At 64.1% G+C, this 15,288-nt stretch carries 19 protein-coding genes and 1 pseudogene; 9 read left to right on the forward strand and 11 right to left on the reverse strand.

The window, feature by feature from the left end:
* Positions 1–19 precede the first annotated feature (19 nt).
* Positions 20–745 carry an SDR family NAD(P)-dependent oxidoreductase gene (locus tag EEB18_RS02105; RefSeq protein ID WP_056350186.1) on the reverse strand — a complete coding sequence of 242 codons (726 nt, stop codon included), beginning with the start codon at positions 743–745 and terminating at the stop codon, positions 20–22.
* Positions 746–845: 100 nt separating this feature from the next.
* Positions 846–1,433, reverse strand: coding sequence for a PAS domain-containing protein (locus EEB18_RS02110; RefSeq protein WP_056350184.1), 588 nt, complete (start codon positions 1,431–1,433; stop codon positions 846–848).
* 201 nt (positions 1,434–1,634) lie between these two features.
* Between EEB18_RS02110 and EEB18_RS02115 the strand changes: the two genes are divergently transcribed.
* The 3 genes from EEB18_RS02115 to EEB18_RS02125 all read left to right on the forward strand — a co-directional run bounded on the left by EEB18_RS02115 (position 1,635) and on the right by EEB18_RS02125 (position 5,770).
* Positions 1,635–2,579 (forward strand): NAD(P)/FAD-dependent oxidoreductase, encoded by a 945-nt coding sequence (locus EEB18_RS02115; RefSeq protein WP_056350182.1) that lies wholly within the window; start codon positions 1,635–1,637, stop codon positions 2,577–2,579.
* Positions 2,576–4,138: a phytoene desaturase gene (locus tag EEB18_RS02120; protein ID WP_082545158.1), complete on the forward strand. Its 1,563-nt coding sequence runs from the start codon at positions 2,576–2,578 to the stop codon at positions 4,136–4,138. Before EEB18_RS02115 ends, EEB18_RS02120 begins: the two co-directional genes overlap by 4 nt.
* A gap of 258 nt (positions 4,139–4,396) precedes the next feature.
* Positions 4,397–5,770 (forward strand): cryptochrome/photolyase family protein, encoded by a 1,374-nt coding sequence (locus EEB18_RS02125; protein WP_187140835.1) that lies wholly within the window; start codon positions 4,397–4,399, stop codon positions 5,768–5,770.
* Between the two features lie 17 nt (positions 5,771–5,787).
* On the opposite strand, the gene EEB18_RS02130 is transcribed toward EEB18_RS02125, so the two are convergent.
* On the reverse strand, positions 5,788–6,126 hold the full coding sequence (locus EEB18_RS02130; RefSeq protein ID WP_056350178.1) for a putative quinol monooxygenase: 339 nt from the start codon (positions 6,124–6,126) through the stop codon (positions 5,788–5,790).
* Positions 6,123–6,545, reverse strand: coding sequence for a nuclear transport factor 2 family protein (locus tag EEB18_RS02135; RefSeq protein ID WP_187140834.1), 423 nt, complete (start codon positions 6,543–6,545; stop codon positions 6,123–6,125). Before EEB18_RS02135 ends, EEB18_RS02130 begins: the two co-directional genes overlap by 4 nt.
* Before the next feature lie 218 nt (positions 6,546–6,763).
* Here EEB18_RS02135 and EEB18_RS02140 point away from each other — a divergent pair, with 218 nt between their 5' ends.
* Positions 6,764–7,318, forward strand: coding sequence for a fasciclin domain-containing protein (locus EEB18_RS02140; RefSeq protein WP_171013724.1), 555 nt, complete (start codon positions 6,764–6,766; stop codon positions 7,316–7,318).
* Positions 7,319–7,378: 60 nt separating this feature from the next.
* Here EEB18_RS02140 and hemH read toward each other — a convergent pair whose 3' ends face one another.
* Positions 7,379–8,368, reverse strand: a complete 990-nt coding sequence (gene hemH / locus EEB18_RS02145; RefSeq protein WP_262408070.1) for a ferrochelatase — start codon at positions 8,366–8,368, stop codon at positions 7,379–7,381.
* Positions 8,369–8,550: 182 nt separating this feature from the next.
* Here hemH and groEL point away from each other — a divergent pair.
* The 4 genes and pseudogenes from groEL to EEB18_RS02165 all read left to right on the forward strand — a co-directional run.
* Positions 8,551–8,715, forward strand: a pseudogene (gene groEL, locus EEB18_RS02150) (chaperonin GroEL); the annotation flags it as partial.
* Positions 8,716–8,996: 281 nt separating this feature from the next.
* Positions 8,997–9,596: a GTP cyclohydrolase I FolE gene (gene folE, locus EEB18_RS02155; protein ID WP_187140833.1), complete on the forward strand. Its 600-nt coding sequence runs from the start codon at positions 8,997–8,999 to the stop codon at positions 9,594–9,596.
* Positions 9,597–9,711: 115 nt separating this feature from the next.
* A complete protein-coding gene (gene trpB / locus EEB18_RS02160; protein WP_062183733.1) occupies positions 9,712–10,953 on the forward strand; it encodes a tryptophan synthase subunit beta in 1,242 nt (413 codons plus the stop codon).
* Positions 10,954–11,029: 76 nt separating this feature from the next.
* Complete coding sequence (locus EEB18_RS02165) at positions 11,030–11,377, forward strand: response regulator (protein ID WP_083435721.1); 348 nt, start codon at positions 11,030–11,032, stop codon at positions 11,375–11,377.
* Positions 11,378–11,384: 7 nt separating this feature from the next.
* Here the strand turns inward: EEB18_RS02165 and EEB18_RS02170 are convergent, their stop codons facing one another.
* Positions 11,385–11,504: a DUF1993 domain-containing protein gene (locus tag EEB18_RS02170; RefSeq protein ID WP_238586605.1), complete on the reverse strand. Its 120-nt coding sequence runs from the start codon at positions 11,502–11,504 to the stop codon at positions 11,385–11,387.
* 6 nt (positions 11,505–11,510) lie between these two features.
* On the opposite strand from EEB18_RS02170, the gene EEB18_RS02175 reads away from it, so the two are divergent.
* Entirely contained in the window at positions 11,511–11,957 is a 447-nt protein-coding gene (locus EEB18_RS02175; protein WP_238586604.1) for a hypothetical protein, read from the forward strand.
* 312 nt (positions 11,958–12,269) lie between these two features.
* Here the strand turns inward: EEB18_RS02175 and EEB18_RS02180 are convergent, their stop codons facing one another.
* Genes EEB18_RS02180 through EEB18_RS02200 form a run of 5 tightly spaced genes read right to left on the reverse strand, consistent with a single transcriptional unit; the run spans position 12,270 to position 15,205 of the window.
* On the reverse strand, positions 12,270–12,512 hold the full coding sequence (locus EEB18_RS02180; RefSeq protein WP_187140832.1) for a hypothetical protein: 243 nt from the start codon (positions 12,510–12,512) through the stop codon (positions 12,270–12,272).
* A 56-nt stretch (positions 12,513–12,568) separates the two neighbouring features.
* A complete protein-coding gene (hmpA, locus tag EEB18_RS02185) occupies positions 12,569–13,780 on the reverse strand; it encodes an NO-inducible flavohemoprotein (protein WP_187140831.1) in 1,212 nt (403 codons plus the stop codon).
* Between the two features lie 37 nt (positions 13,781–13,817).
* Positions 13,818–14,093 (reverse strand): DUF1971 domain-containing protein, encoded by a 276-nt coding sequence (locus tag EEB18_RS02190; RefSeq protein WP_187140830.1) that lies wholly within the window; start codon positions 14,091–14,093, stop codon positions 13,818–13,820.
* A 1-nt stretch (position 14,094) separates the two neighbouring features.
* Positions 14,095–14,781, reverse strand: coding sequence for an alternative oxidase (locus EEB18_RS02195; RefSeq protein ID WP_187140829.1), 687 nt, complete (start codon positions 14,779–14,781; stop codon positions 14,095–14,097).
* A gap of 22 nt (positions 14,782–14,803) precedes the next feature.
* A complete protein-coding gene (locus tag EEB18_RS02200; protein ID WP_187140856.1) occupies positions 14,804–15,205 on the reverse strand; it encodes a group III truncated hemoglobin in 402 nt (133 codons plus the stop codon).
* Positions 15,206–15,288: the final 83 nt, after the last annotated feature.

Genomic DNA, 15,288 nt, shown 5'->3' on the forward strand with positions numbered 1-15,288 from the left:
TGAAGCGCCTGCTGGCTCGTCAATACGGGATAGGCCTTCTATCCCAGCCGTAGAACCCGCCGCTATCCGTTGACGATAGCTGATCGATGACGCCTAGAATGTGCATCGCGCTATTATTCGCACTAAAGAGCGATGATTCAGCTACTCGCGCCTGAAACGGCTCCGAGAGCGGCGTGTCGACTGTTCCGGGGTGCAGTGCCGCGACTATCGCTTCCGGATTGCTGCGGCCGAGCTCTATCGCGAAGCATCGCACCAGAGCATTGAGCGCCGCCTTGGAAGCGCGGTAGCTGTGCCATCCGCCAAGTCTGTTATCCGCAATCGAACCAACGCGAGCAGAAAGAAATATGGCGACCGCCCGTCGCCTCCGGGCAAGCAGGGGAAGAAAATGCTTTGCAACGAGTGCGGGCCCGATGCTGTTGATCGCAAAGACCTCTGCCATCGCCGAGACATTGAGCTGCCGAAGACTCTTTTCGGGGCGGATGTCCGTCCCGCGGTGCAGGATCCCCGTCGCCACGATCAACAGGTCGAGAGCGCCCTCTTGGGCAATCTGTCGACCTGCCTCGGCCAGCGTGTCCTCGTCCAATATGTCGATTGCCAGCTGAGTCACATTGGATTGGCGCGCCGCATGGGGCCGCCTGCTCCCGGCATAGATGCGGTCGAATTGACCAGACGATGCCAGTTGATCGACAAGCGCGGCGCCGATGCCGCCGCCGCTTCCGATCACCAAGGCGCGCTTGCCGTTCAAATGCCTCTCCTCACGGCCACAAAGCCGGTCCGGCTTCCAGAGGCTCTAATCGGCGGCGGCTCGATACCCAATATGCCTCAAAGGGAAGTCGGAGCGGTGCCTAGAAGCTGGCCTCGACCGCGAGCCGGATCGCATCGGCCGTCGTTTCGACGCCAAGCGCGCGCAGCAGCGCGGCGCGGTGCATCTTGATCGTCCGCTCCGACAGGGAAAGCGTGAAGGCGATCTGCTTGTTGAGCTGTCCGCTCGCCATCAGCTTCAGCACCTCGCGCTGCCGCGGCGAAAGTGCCTCTATCTGGGCACGCGCCCGCGCACTCCGTCCCCCAACGGCTTCGCCGGCCTCGTCGACCTCGATTTGCGACCCGAGAAAATATTCGAGAGTGCCGCCGGGGCCAAAGATTGGCGCGACCAGCACGGCATTGCGGAAGGGCGTTCCGTCTTTCCGGTAGTTGAGGATCTCGACGAGCGCCGGCCTCTGCTCCCGGATGGCGGCGCGCAAGGTCTCGGTCAGTTCGGGCTCGGTGCCCTGCCCGGCGAGAAAGCGGCAATTGCGTCCAAGAATTTCGTCCGACCCATAGCCGGTGAGCGCCGAGAAGGCAGCGTTGCACTCGACGATCGGATTGTCAGGCAGACGCGGGTCGCTGATCACCGCGGCGATCGGGCTGGCCGCGATCATTGTCTTCAATGACATAGTATCTGCCTGCTCTCCCCTAGTTGCCCCAAGGGACATGTTGCGACACTTCCCCTCGCTCATGCAAGCCTGCGTCGATGACAATTGCGACGAACCGGAAAAATTACGTATGACGCCCAGCAGATTGACGGCACAGTCATGCCTACGGGCGGGCGTAGGACATTGTGCGAGCCCCCTTGGTGACCGCGAGGCCATGGTCTGATGCGGGTCGCGATCATCGGAGCCGGCATTGCGGGGCTCGCCTGTGCACGGCGGCTGCACGACGCCGGGATTGAGGCGACACTCTTTGACAAATCCCGCGGCCTCGGCGGCCGCCTCGCGACCCGCCGCGCGGATACGGGCACTCCGGGGGTCGCATTCGATCATGGCGCCACGCATTTCACGGCGCGCTCGGAAGGCTTTACCAGGCTGCTCGCTGCTTGGGAGAAGGCAGGCCTCGCGGCGCGTTGGCCGGCCGCGGGCGCGGACAGCTGGGTCGGCACGCCGACAATGACCGCGCCGCTGAAATCGCTCGCGAGCGATCTCGATGTCCGCCTGTCGCGACCGGTCACGGCCCTGACCAAATCGCGTGCCGGCTGGACGCTACACAGCGAGGCAAAACGGCTCGGCAAATATGATGCGGCAGTAATCGCCATTCCGGCCGAACAGGCGGCTCCGCTTCTGTCGCTGCATGATTTCGAGATGGCGCGCGCCGCAATGGCGGCGCGCTATAACCCATGCTGGACCGCGATGTTCGCCTTTGAGGAGCGGATCGAGGAGCTCCCCGATTTCCTCCGCGGCTCGGGTGCCATCGTGACCGCTGCGCGCGACAGCGCGAAGCCCGGCCGCGCGCCGGGCGAGCGGTGGGTCGTGCAAGCCGACTGGACCTGGTCGCAGACGCACCTCGCCTCCGACAGCGCGAGCGTGGCGCCAGCGCTTCTCGCCGAGCTGGGAAAGGTCGCGGGCCGCGACCTGCCCGCCCCGAGCCATATCGCCGCCCATCGCTGGCTATTCTCGCAGCCCTCGGGACAGGATCTGAAGCTGCTCTGGAACCCTGCCATAGGCCTCGGCGCTTGCGGAGACTGGCTCTATCACGGCTTTGCCGAATATGCGTGGCTGTCGGGCCATGTACTCGGCGCGGCGATTGCGGCAGAGGCGCCGCGATGACGCGCGCGATCGTGATCGGAGCCGGCATCGGCGGCCTTGCGCTGGCCATCCGTCTCCAGTCGGCGGGCCTCGATACGCTGCTCGTCGAAGCGCGCGACCGGCCAGGCGGCCGCGCCTATGTCTTTGAGAAGGATGGTTTCACCTTCGATGCCGGGCCGACGGTGATCACCGACCCGGCCTGCCTCGCCGAGCTCTGGGAGCTCAGCGGCCAGCGGCTCGAGCGCGATGTCGACCTCGTCCCGGTGTCGCCCTTTTACCGGCTGAGCTGGCCCGACGGATCGACCTTCGATTATGGCAATGACAAGGAGGCGCTCGCCCGTCAGATCGCCGCGCTCGATCCCGCCGACGTGGCGGGATATGAGCGCTTTCTCAGCTATTCCGCGTCGGTTTACGAGGAAGGCTATGTGAAGCTCGGCGCCGTGCCCTTCCTCGATTTCCGCTCGATGCTGAAGGCGGCGCCCGCTCTTTTGCGGCACCGTGCCTGGCGCTCGGTCTATAAAACCGTCGCGAGCTATGTTCGGAGCGAGAAGCTGCGCGAGGCGCTCTCCTTCCATACCCTGCTCGTCGGAGGCAACCCGATGGCGACGAGCAGCATCTATGCGCTCATCCACAAGCTCGAGCAGGATGGCGGCATCTGGTATGCGCGCGGCGGCACCAACCGGCTAGTCGCCGGCATGGCCGCGCTGTTCGCGCGTCTCGGCGGTACGCTGAGGCTCGGCGATCCGGTTGCCCGCATCGAAACCGAGGGCGACCGGGTGACGGGCATCGTAACGCGGAGCGGGTTTACCGCACGCGCCGATCTTGTCGCCTCGAACGCCGATCTCATGCACAGCTACCGCGACCTGCTCGCGCATCCGCGCGGCAAGCGCGAGGCGAAGCGCCTTGCGCGCAAGAGCTGGTCGCCGAGCCTCTTCGTCCTCCATCTGGGGGTTCGCGGCGCCTTTCCCGAGATACCCCACCATATGATATTGTTCGGTCCACGCTACCGCGGGCTTCTCGACGACATCTACCGGAACGGGACGCTCGCCGAGGATTTCTCGCTTTACCTTCATCACCCGAGCGCAAGCGATCCGGGCGTGGCCCCCGCGGGTCACAGCAGCTTCTACGCGCTCGCTCCGGTTCCCCATCGCGGCCACGCCCCGCTCGACTGGGAGGTCGAAGGGCCGAAATTGGCGAAGCGCATCATCGCCGAGATCGAACGGCGCTTGATTCCTGACCTTGGCGAGCGGATCGTCACGCAAATCCAATATGCGCCGCCGAACTTCGAGCGGGATCTCGCCGCGCATCTCGGGAGCGCCTTCAGCCTGACGCCAACACTGCTGCAGAGCGCCTATTTTCGTGGGCACAACCGCGACGCGCGCATCGAGAACCTCTATTTTACCGGCGCGGGCACGCATCCCGGCGCTGGTATTCCGGGGGTCGTCGCAAGCGCGAAGGCGACGGCGAGCCTCATTCTCGGCGACTTCGGCATCAGAACTGCGGCAGCCCGCGATCCGTGCGCTCGCGACCGGATAGTCTCCGGGCCCAATGAAGCGGCAGGAGATGCCTCGTCCAGCTGATCGCACGGACGTTCCGATTCTGCCGGCGGCCAGCGCCTTGCGACCCACGCCTGGCCGCGGCGGGGGGCGGTGATTGCTCAACGCCGGGCGGTGCGACGCCACGTCGCACCGCCCAATCCCCGCATATACACGCCCGCCAATGCGGTTCTGCATGGCTTGAACTTCCCGAAAGGTCATCTTTTGCGGAGGTCGGAGCCTGCCAGATGAGGAACCCCGCGCTCGCCCGCACCATAGCCCACCAAAAAGGTAAACGCCGCCATGCCGCCCGCCATCTTGTGGCTCCGTCAGGACCTCCGCACCACCGACCATCCGGCGCTTCTCGCGGCGATCGCCGAAGGTCCGGTCATTCCGCTCTACATATTGGACGACGAGAGCCCCGAAACGCGCGCGATCGGCGGCGCGCAGCGCTGGTGGCTCCATCACAGCCTCGCCGCGCTCGATGCGAGCCTTCGCAAACGCGGCAGCCGGCTCGTCCTGCGCCGCGGCCCTGCCGCCGAAATAGTCGAACGCGTCGCGGCGGATGCCGGGAGCACAAGGGTTCACGCGACCCGCTGCTACGAGCCTTGGCGGCGGCGCTACGAAAACGCGCTGGACGCCAGGCTTGCGCTGCGGCTCCATGACGGCAATTATCTTGCGCCGCCCGAGAGTATCATCAATGCGCAAGGCGCGCGCTACCGCGTCTTCACGCCATGGTATCGCGCGCACCTGGGACGCATGCCGCCCGCCCTTCCCTATGCCGCGCCCAACCATATTCCGGCTCCCGACGTCTGGCCGACGTCGGACAATCTCGCCGATTGGGGTCTGACCCCGACCAGCCCCGACTGGGCCTCGGGATTTGACGACTGGCACCCGGGCGAGAAAGGTGCCTGGCGCGCGCTGCGCGACTGGCTGCCGCTTGCCGGCGACTACAAGGCCCGCCGCGACTTTCCTTCGCTCCCCGCGACATCGCGGCTGTCGCCGCATCTTCATTTCGGCGAGATCAGCCCCCGGTCGATCTGGCATGCGCTCGGCGAGCGCGACGATGCGGGCGCCGAGACCTTTCGGTCGGAGCTTGGCTGGCGCGAACATGGCATCAATCTCGTCGACCAGATGCCCGATTATGGCGATCGGAACGGGCGCCCCACCTTCGATGATTTCGGCTGGCGGAGCGGCCCCGAAGCCGACCGGGACTTCACCGCCTGGACCCGGGGAAGGACCGGCTACCCGGTGGTCGACGCGGGCATGCGCGAGCTCTGGCACACGGGCTGGATGCACAACCGCGTTCGGATGGTCGCCGCCTCCTTCCTCGTCAAACATCTGCTGATCGACTGGCGCCGCGGTGAGCGCTGGTTCTGGGATACGCTGCTCGACGCCGATCTCGGGTCGAATGCAATGAACTGGCAATATGTCGCGGGCACCGGCGTCGACGCGCCGGTCTTCTCGCGCATCATGTCGCCGCTGCTCCAGAGCGAGCGGTTCGCGATGGGCGATTATGTCCGCACTTATGTTCCGGAGCTTTCGCATCTGTCGGACGCCGAGATCACCGCCGCCCATGGTCAGGATGCGCGGGTGCCCGCCTATCCCGCGCCGCTGATCGGTCATGAGGCGGCGAGGGCGCGGGCCCTCGCTGCTTGGGAAGCCCTGCGCAGCTAGCGAGCAGGCCCACCAAGCTAGTCGAAGGCGGCGCTTGCCACGCCGTGGCTGTTGTAAACAGGGCCTTCGCGCGACACCGCGAATTTGCGGCTCGACGACGCGCGCACGCCAAATGCGCCTATATGCCCCAGCATTCCCCTGTATTGCGGCCCGGCGAGATGCGCTGCGAGCGCAGCTTCGCCGTCCCATTCCTCGAACACGTGGATGCGCGTCGCCACATGCGGATCGAGGGTCCAGGCGTAAGCGAGACAGCCCGGCTGGGCGAGCGCGCCTTCGATCCAGCCGCGCGCACCCGCCAGCGCCTCTCCGCGCGTCTCGGGATCGATATCGATGACCGCCTGGATCAGGATCTTCATGCCTGCACCTCGCTTGCTGAAAGCTGAGGCAACGGTCGAAACCGCCGCTCTGTAAACAGCCACCGACCATCAATTTGGCGGCAGACGTCGTCATAGATGCCAAGGGTCCGGTGAAGGGCGCCGTCGCGCAGGAAGATTTCCTCGGTGTAGGACCGCATGGCCGCGGTCTCGCCATGGACCTCGATCGAACCCGGCCAAGCGCGAAAGACGATGTCGGGAAAGGCGCGCATCGCCGCGCGCCAGGTGTCGACGATCTTCGCCTTGCCCTCGAAGATCCCGAACCCGGGAAGCGACCATCGGCCGCCTTCGTCCCAGGTCGCCGCCCAGGCTTCGCTGTCGGCACGGTTGACCGCGTCGGCGTAGGCATCGAGCAGGTCGCGAAGCGCCAGCCGGTCTTCGAACGATCCCTCAAACGGCATGGATGCCCCCTTCTTGCCCGGCTGCGTCGATCGCCAGCCTGCCGCCTATTTGCCTGCAGCCGATCGGAGGGAGAACTGCCGTTATCGCTAGCGGCGATGGGCCACCGAGTGCGGGCCGGATAACCCGCCCCAAAGGACAGGTCGCCGAGGCGGAGCGGCGCGCCTAAATCCGTACCTGTCCTATCCCCCCGGGACGAACATTCGAAAAGGAATGACCAATGGCTATTTCCCGTATCTCTCTTTCGCTCGCCGCAGCAGCGCTTGCGCTCGCCGGCGGCATTGCAGCCGCCAAGAACCCGATGGTCGGCGGCGCCGCGATGTACGAGACCAACACCATCGTCGAAAATGCCGCCAATTCGAAGGACCACACGACACTCGTCACGGCGGTCAAGGCCGCCGGCCTCGCCGAGACCCTTTCGGGGGCAGGCCCGTTCACGGTCTTTGCGCCCACCAACGCTGCCTTTGCCAAGCTTCCCGCCGGCACCGTCGACACGCTGCTCAAGCCCGAGAACAAGGCGATGCTGACGGGCATCCTTACCTATCATGTCGTGCCGGGCCGCCTGACCGCGACCGATATTGCCGCGCAGGCCAAAGCCAATGGCGGCAAGGCCATGCTTACCACGGTGCAGGGTGCCAAGCTCACCGTCTGGGAGAAGGATGGCAGCTGGTATGTGAGCGACGCCAAGGGTGGCACGGCGAAGATCGGCCCCGCCGACGTTCTTCAGTCGAACGGCGTGATCCACGTCATCGACGGCGTGCTGCTTCCCGCCTGACACGGTATCGGGGCCGCGCGACACTTGTTGGCGCAGCGCGGCCCCGATAATCAAAAGCCCTCAAAGCCAACCGGAAAGTTCGCTCCTTATCAGCGCGGCGAGCATATCCATCCCGACATCGCTGTCATTCAGACAGGGCACATAAGCGAAATGGCGTCCGCCGGCGGCAAGGAACTGCTCGCGGCCGCGGATGGCGATTTCCTCGAGGGTCTCGAGGCAATCTGCAGCGAACCCCGGCGCGATCACGACCACCGACCGGCCTTCTCGCCCGAGCGTTTCGAGCGTCATGTCGGTTGCCGGTGTCAGCCACTTGGCCTTGCCGAAGCGCGACTGAAAGCTCGGAACGACACTCTTCCCCAAGACCTCGCCCAACCGACGCGCGGTCTTGAGGCACATGCAGTGATAGGGATCGCCAAGATGCAGAGTGCGCTCGGGCATGCCGTGGAAGCTCGCGACGATCGTGTCGGGTACAAAGGCGAGGCCGCCGATCGCACGTCCGAGCGACGACGCCAGCGCCTCGACATGGCGATCGTCATCATAATAAGGAGGAAGGATGCGCAGCGCCGGCTGCCAGCGCAGGCGCGCCATATGCGCCTGGACCGCATCACCAACGCTTGCGGTCGTCGCGGCGCAATATTGAGGATAAAGAGGCGCAACGAGAATGCGGCGACATCCTGCCGCAAGAAGCGCGTCGATGCCGTCCGAGATCGAGCCGCTGCCGTAGCGCATCGCATGCGCGACCACCGCATCACCTCCCAGCGAAGCCTGAAGCGCCCTTGCCTGGCGGCGGGTGATCGCCGCGAGCGGCGAGCCCTCTGACGTCCAGATTTCGCGGTAGACACGCGCGGATTTCCGCGGCCGAACGGCAAGGACGATCCCGCGGAGGATCGGCTGCCAGATCAGCGAGGGCAGTTCGACCACGCGCCGGTCGGAGAGAAATTCCGCGAGATAGCGCCGCACCGCACCGCTCGTCGGCGCGTCGGGCGTGCCGAGGTTTACGAGAAGCACGCCGATGCGGTCGACCGGCACGGCGGGGTGACCCGTTGGCAATCGGGCGGGATCCGCTTCTTCGTAACGGTCGCCGATTCTGACCGTTAGCAGAGGCCCTTCGTCATTCATTGCAATCTCCGCGGACAGGACGCCTTGCGGCGACCGTGCCGCGCGATGTTGACCGCATGTCTCCGACTTTTCCCGCGCCGCCAAGCTGCACCAAGGGGCAGACTGGATGCGAGTATCAGGACCTCGTCAAGGCCGGCGTGATCGATCCCGCCAAGGTCGTTCGCACCGCGCTGCAGGATGCCGCGTCGGTCGCGTCGCTGCCGATAACCACCGAGGCGCTCGTCGCCGAACTGCCGAAGGAGGAGAAGGCCGCGCCGATGCCGGCGATGGCCTTCTGACAGGCCGGGGGCGGCGGGGCCACCGCCGCCCCCGCATTTCCGTACCGCCCTATTCACCCAACCACCGCGCACCGTGCCACGCCTCGTCAAGCGAGCGAACGGCATTTCTGCATTCCGGGCTCGCCCGAGGTCCGTGCACCCAACGCGCTTCCAACCGACGATCTGCCCCAAGGGACATGTTGCGACGCCATGCTGCGCTCGGGCATGCGCCGATCCGACGGTCCACCTCCCTCTCCTCCCCTCCCGGACCGCCAACCCTTCGCCGTCAGGAGGCCAGGACCATGCTTCACGTGCCCCCTTTCAGTCCCACAGTTGACGGCGCGATACCCCCCGAGGTTCTCGCGTCGGTCGAGACGCTGCTCCGCTGGGTCGGCGAGGACCCTCAGCGCGAAGGCCTGCTCGACACACCGCAGCGCGTCGCACGTGCCTGGAGGAATTATTGCGAGGGTTATGACGAGGATCCGGCGGTGCACCTGTCGCGCACCTTTGCAGAGGTGGGCGGCTATGACGAGATCGTCTTGCTGCGCGACATCCCGTTCCAGTCGCATTGCGAGCATCATATGGCGCCGATCACCGGAAAGGCGTCGATCGCCTACCTTCCCCGCGACCGCGTCGTCGGCATCTCCAAGCTCGCGCGCGTACTGAACGGCTATGCACGCCGGCTGCAGGTGCAGGAGCGGCTGACCGCCGAGGTCGCCCGATGCATCTGGGACAATCTCCGTCCGCACGGCGTCGCCGTGGTGATCGACGCCCAGCATGGCTGCATGACCGGGCGCGGCGTGCGCACGCCCGGCGTCGGCATGGTCACGAGCCGGCTCCTCGGCTGCTTCCTCGACGACCAGCGGAGCCGCAAGGAAGTGCTGGCACTGATGGGCTATTGATGCGCCGGTCGAGAATCCGGACCGGTCTCGCGGGATTTATCTGCCGGCGTGAGGCGCGCGCCGGGATCCTGCACGCCGCCGCCTCGCGCCGGTTTCCTGCCGGGGTTGCGCCGACATGACTCAGGGGTCGCAACCCTCCGACGATCCTGGCCATCTTCCGAACAGCTTGCGCAGGCAGCCGGACGACGGGGGGCATTTCGGGAAATTCGGGGGCCGCTTCGTCCCCGAAACGCTCATGCCCCTCATCCTCGATCTGGAGCGCGAATATCGAGCCGCAAAACGGGACCCGGCCTTCCAGGCCGAGTTCGACGATCTGCTCGAACATTATGTCGGCCGTCCCAGCCCGCTATACTTCGCGCCGCGCTTGACGTCCGCGCTCGGCGGCGCGCAAATCTGGTTCAAGCGCGACGAACTCAACCACACCGGCGCCCACAAGATCAACAACTGCGTCGGGCAGATCCTGCTCGCGATCCGAATGGGCAAAAGGCGCATCATCGCGGAAACGGGCGCGGGCCAGCACGGGGTGGCTACTGCAACCGTCTGCGCGCGCTTTGGCCTGCCCTGCGTCGTCTATATGGGCGCCGCCGATATCGCGCGCCAGGCGCCCAATGTCTTCCGCATGAAGCTGCTGGGCGCCGAAGTCGTGCCCGTCACGGCCGGCGCCGCGACCCTCAAGGACGCGATGAACGAGGCGCTGCGCGACTGGGTCGCCCATGTCGAGGACACCTTCTACATCATCGGCACCGCAGCCGGTCCCCACCCCTATCCGGAGCTTGTGCGCGATTTCCAGAGCGTGATCGGCAGGGAAGCGCGGGCGCAGATGCTGGCCCGTACCGGCCGCCTGCCCGATCTCCTGGTCGCCGCGATCGGCGGCGGATCGAATGCGATCGGTCTCTTTCACCCGTTCCTCGACGACCCGATGGTGAAGATGCTCGGCGTCGAGGCGGCCGGGCATGGCCTCGACGAGGCGCACGCCGCGTCACTGGCCGGCGGGCGTCCCGGCATTCTTCACGGCAACAAGACCTATCTGCTGCAGGATGACGACGGGCAGATCGTCGAAGGCCATTCGATCAGCGCTGGCCTCGATTATCCCGGCATCGGCCCCGAGCATGCATGGCTCAAGGACATCGGACGGGTGGACTATACCTCCGCGACCGACGCCGAAGCGCTGGACGCCTTTCAGCTACTTTGCAGCACAGAGGGTATCATCCCGGCGCTTGAGCCCAGTCACGCCGTCGCCGCGGTTGTCAGGATCGCGCCGGCGATGCCGAAAGATAGTATCATCATCGTCAACATGTGCGGACGCGGGGACAAGGACATATTCTCCGTGGCCCAGCATCTTGGCGTGGAACTTTGAGCGCGACGAAAGGTAGGGGCACGGGACGTGTAATCGAAGACACTGGCGCTACAGATTTCGGATCTATGAGGGACGGATGATGATAAGGGTGCTTCTTGTTGAAGACGATCCGCTGGTGGCGATGATGCTCGAGGGGTATCTCGACGTGCTTGAACACGAGATCGTGGCGGCCGCAGCGACCGTCGCGGAGGCGCTGGATCTCGTCGCGAAGCGAGATTTCGACCTCGCAATATTGGATGTTCACCTTGCCGATGGCAAAACGAGCGAGGCGGTCGCTGCCGCGTTGAGCGATGCCGGGAAGGCTTTCATAGCGACGAGCGGAGATGCGACGATCATGGCGGCTGAATTTGATGGCCGGCCAGTTCTTCGCAAACCTTTCAGGATTGCCGAGCTCGAACGGGCAATCGCCGCTATAACGGGGTAGCCCGCGGTCACAGGCCGGAGCCTGCTCGACGGTCGTATTCGGGCGCGACTTGGTGACGGGCCATGTGCGGCATGAAATCCATCTTGCCGATGGCAAGACCTGCGTTGCGCAGCGGCGCGTAAGCCATCGTCGCATGAAAGTAGAAATTTGGCATGATCCAGTCGCGGACTCAAAGCCGCGATTGCAGCCGCAGCATTCTCCTGGCAGATTGTCGTCCATGGGGTCGTTTCGTACTTTTTTGATCATCCTTTGGCTGGCGCTGGCCGCCTACACCGCTGTAGTCATTTCCCGCCACGGCCTTGGATTGTTACCGATCTTTTTCGGAGACGTGGCGAAGCTGGGATGGCCCGGGCAGTTCAACCTCGATTTTCTCTGCTTTCTCGTCCTCTCTGCGCTTTGGACGGCTTGGCGGAATGGATTCAGTGCGATCGCCCTGCTCCTCGCGCTCATCGCCTTTTTCGGAGGCGCGGGTTTCCTGCTTCCCTACCTCGTCTTTCTAACAGTTCAGGAACGAGGAAACATGCCCCGGGTGCTGATCGGCGCGCGAACCCGAAGAGATGAGCCTTACAGCGGACGATGAGCGCGACGGCATTTCGCCGTCATCGAACGAACTGCGCTTCTCGCGGCGCCGCTTGGCCGATTGCGGCCGGTCAGCTTTGGCCTGGTGAACTGAGGGAAGCGGCCGTCCAAACTTCACTGCCGGAAGAGATCGGCTCCCGTTCGGCGGTGCTGACAGGCGAGCCCCCATGCCCGGGTTCATATCTATCCGAGCTTGTCGAAGAAAGGGTCCCGAATGTTTTCTATCTACCGGATTTGCGTGCCTAGGGCCGCTAACGAAATGGGACCAATCCCATGTCGAAATCTTTCCATTTCACCTTCATCGCACGCGAATTTAGAATGTTCGATCGGGGCCGCTGCCGACAAGATGAAGCCATGCGCCCGTCTCGATGTCCTCGTAGGTTCGCGCGTCGATCAGACGCACGCCGCCGCCGCCCATCAAGGCGAAGCGGCGCGCGCCTGGATATTCACGGTCTCCGGCGGCGGTCTTCTGGATGTCGAAAAACTGCAGTTCAACGACGGTAACCACTTCGCCACCGTCACTGCGGCATTCGATCCTGCGAAGCTCGCGTTCCATTGAAACCGCCTCCCCTCAACAAGCCGATCGACCGCGCGCCTGACGATCGAGGCCACTCATGCCGCGAGCAATTCGTCCGCGGGGCCGAAAAATTCGTAGTGAATATGGTCGGACGGCACACCGGCAAGCGATAAAGACGATACTGCGGCGCGCAGAAACGCTCGCGGTCCGCAAATATAATAGTCCGCGTCGCCGACAGGCGTGTTGTCGACCAGCCATTCCTCGGTAATCAGGCCCGCGCAATCATAGTCTTGGCCGGCGACTTCGTCCGCCAATGGCGTCTGGTGGAAATCGGTGACACGAACCGCGACGCCGCGCGCGGCAAGCTCTCGAACATGATCGCGCATGGCGTGCGTCTCGCGGTCGTGCGTGCCATGGATATAGTGCACCGGGATATCGCCGCCGCTTTCAACAAGCGCTTCAAGCATGGCGATCATAGGGGTCAGACCGACACCTCCCGACAACAGCACGACCGGCAGCTCTGGCTTGTCAGCGAGAAAAAATTCGCCGGCCGGCGCTGCGACCTTGAGCACCGTACCGACGAACGCCTGGTCATGAAGCCATCCCGAGGCGAGACCCTGCGGTTCTCGCTTAACCGAGATGCGATAGGTCACTCCATTGGGCGCCGCCGAGATCGAATAGTTGCGCTTGACCGGCGGATGTCCAGGCACCTCAAACCAGAAGGTCAGATATTGCCCAGGCTTATAAGCCATGACCGGCGCCCCATCGACGGGGCGCAGCACAAAGGATTTTATGACGCTGCTTTCCCGGATCACCGCATCGACCCTAAATTCGCGCCAGCCGTTCCAGCCGCCAACGGTCTCGCGCTGGACTCCGTAAATCCGTTCCTCGCGTGCGATCAATATGTTCGCGAGGAACCAATAGGCCTCACCCCAGGCACCGAGGATTTCTTCGGTCGCCGCATCACCCAGCACCGCAGCGATCGCGCCGAGCAGTGCCTCGCCCACATGCGGATAATGTTCGGGGTGAATTTGAAGGCCGACATGCTTCTGGGTGATCCGTTCGACCGCGGGCGCCAGAGCGGCCAGATTGTCGATATTGCTCGCATAGGCCAGGATCGCGCCGGTCAGCGCTCTTGGCTGCGAGCCCGCGTCGCCATGATGCGACTGGTTGAACAGGTCCCGGATTTCCGGATTCTGAAACATGCGCGCATACATTTCATGGACGATCTCAAGGCCCCTTGCCTCGAGAGCGGGAACCGTGGCCTTGACGAGCGCGATCGTTCGGTCGCTCAGATTCTGCGACATGCTAAACTCCTTTATATCGTAGGAATGGAATTGAAAATCAGTCGCCAGGCGGCTGGTCGTAGAAATCGACCCGGATCTTCATCGCGCCGACAGGAGTCACGAAATGCACTTGTTCGGGCAGGATGAGACCCGGGCGCGAAGGATCGAGCATGACCTCGGATGACGGGTTCACATAGGTGAGCTTGAGTTCGCCCTCGATCACCCGGATCAGACCCCACACCCCGGCCTTGGTATTGTGGCGGTTGCGCAGTGCCTTGGGCAGCGTGTCCTCGTCAAACAGAGGGGTCGAGCGATATGGGACGGGTCCTGTCATCTCAGGCGACCATCCGGATGTCATCGGCGTGCTCCGGATAGGGTGCGGTGCTGGCGGCGACGGCGATCCCGGCGAGTTCGTTCGCGAACCCGTGGTTGACGTCACGATGATGGGCTTCGTCGGCACGCACGACCAGAACGACATCGCGCAATGTCGCGTCGTCGCCAAGCTTCCAATAATGTTTGGCGATCGCAGGCGCGGGCAGGTTAGCGCTGCGGCCCTTGTCGATATCATCGAGGTAGAGCGTGTAGCTGATCACGGCTTCTTCCTCGAAATAACCGACGACGCGGTGCGCCGTCTTGGAGCTGACCAGATAGAGCGCGAAGAACGCGAGGTAGAAGACCCACTGGACCCCAAGAATGACCATACGCTCGAACACGGAGGGTTTAGCGACTTCGATGAACGTCATGAGGTGCATCCGCTCATTCTCCGCCTCTTCCATCAGGGTGCGGATCCAGCCCTTGTCGTCTTCCATCCGGCGCAGGCATTTGAGATGGGTCAGCGTCGCCCCGACCATACCGGGGACCGCCGCAACGGTTTCGAGTACGATCGCCCGGTGCCCATAGCGCTTGGCAAAGAAAGTATCGGCGCAGAAGCGTAGCATCTTGGTGAAGCCCAGCGCGATGCGGTCGGAGATATCCAGGGGGCGATGATGGACATTGAGATGGGCAAACGTGGCTTCGGTCATGCTCAGGTGCTCCTTCGGAAAATCAGTTGATCCCGCCGCGCGCGGCAACCGGATCTTCGAGGCGAAAAAACAGGGCGAGGCCGAGGCTCTCGGCAATGCGCGCCGCCTTGTTCTGGAGCGCGGCTGCGGCCCGCGCCGACATCAGTTCGTCGGTGGTCGCCGTCCAGATTGTCAGCCAGCGATCGAACATCGCCGGTGTGATCCGGCTTCTGTGCTTGAGATGCGCCGCCATCGGGCTGCCCTTGTAGCGCCCGCTCGTGAGCATGACGGACGACCAAAAGGCGACGAGCCGTTCGAGATGCCCCGGCCAGTCGGCTACCGCGTCATTGAAGATCGGGCCAATCTCGGCATCGGCGCGAACCCGCTCGTAGAAAAGCGGAATCAGACGCTCCAGTCCCGCCTCGTCGATTTCGTCACTCTCGATCACGACTCGCTCCAATCATGCATGGTCCGCGCATGTATGATGGCGGATTGAAACATGCAACAGAAATGCATATTAAACTCGCG

Source organism: Sphingopyxis sp. OPL5 (genome assembly GCF_003797775.2).
In the GTDB taxonomy this organism is placed as follows: Bacteria; Pseudomonadota; Alphaproteobacteria; order Sphingomonadales; family Sphingomonadaceae; genus Sphingopyxis.

Bases quoted from the DNA above. Each gene is read 5' to 3' on its own strand.
- EEB18_RS02110 (WP_056350184.1), bottom strand. From the start codon at position 1,433: ATGTCATTGAAGACAATGATCGCGGCCAGCCCGATCGCCGCGGTGATC.
- EEB18_RS02115 (WP_056350182.1), top strand. From the start codon at position 1,635: ATGCGGGTCGCGATCATCGGAGCCGGCATTGCGGGGCTCGCCTGTGCA.
- EEB18_RS02120 (WP_082545158.1), top strand. From the start codon at position 2,576: ATGACGCGCGCGATCGTGATCGGAGCCGGCATCGGCGGCCTTGCGCTG.
- EEB18_RS02125 (WP_187140835.1), top strand. From the start codon at position 4,397: ATGCCGCCCGCCATCTTGTGGCTCCGTCAGGACCTCCGCACCACCGAC.
- EEB18_RS02130 (WP_056350178.1), bottom strand. From the start codon at position 6,126: ATGAAGATCCTGATCCAGGCGGTCATCGATATCGATCCCGAGACGCGC.
- EEB18_RS02135 (WP_187140834.1), bottom strand. From the start codon at position 6,545: ATGCCGTTTGAGGGATCGTTCGAAGACCGGCTGGCGCTTCGCGACCTG.
- EEB18_RS02140 (WP_171013724.1), top strand. From the start codon at position 6,764: ATGGCTATTTCCCGTATCTCTCTTTCGCTCGCCGCAGCAGCGCTTGCG.
- folE (WP_187140833.1), top strand. From the start codon at position 8,997: ATGCTTCACGTGCCCCCTTTCAGTCCCACAGTTGACGGCGCGATACCC.
- trpB (WP_062183733.1), top strand. From the start codon at position 9,712: ATGACTCAGGGGTCGCAACCCTCCGACGATCCTGGCCATCTTCCGAAC.
- EEB18_RS02165 (WP_083435721.1), top strand. From the start codon at position 11,030: ATGATGATAAGGGTGCTTCTTGTTGAAGACGATCCGCTGGTGGCGATG.
- EEB18_RS02170 (WP_238586605.1), bottom strand. From the start codon at position 11,504: ATGGCTTACGCGCCGCTGCGCAACGCAGGTCTTGCCATCGGCAAGATG.
- EEB18_RS02175 (WP_238586604.1), top strand. From the start codon at position 11,511: ATGAAAGTAGAAATTTGGCATGATCCAGTCGCGGACTCAAAGCCGCGA.
- EEB18_RS02180 (WP_187140832.1), bottom strand. From the start codon at position 12,512: ATGGAACGCGAGCTTCGCAGGATCGAATGCCGCAGTGACGGTGGCGAA.
- hmpA (WP_187140831.1), bottom strand. From the start codon at position 13,780: ATGTCGCAGAATCTGAGCGACCGAACGATCGCGCTCGTCAAGGCCACG.
- EEB18_RS02190 (WP_187140830.1), bottom strand. From the start codon at position 14,093: ATGACAGGACCCGTCCCATATCGCTCGACCCCTCTGTTTGACGAGGAC.
- EEB18_RS02195 (WP_187140829.1), bottom strand. From the start codon at position 14,781: ATGACCGAAGCCACGTTTGCCCATCTCAATGTCCATCATCGCCCCCTG.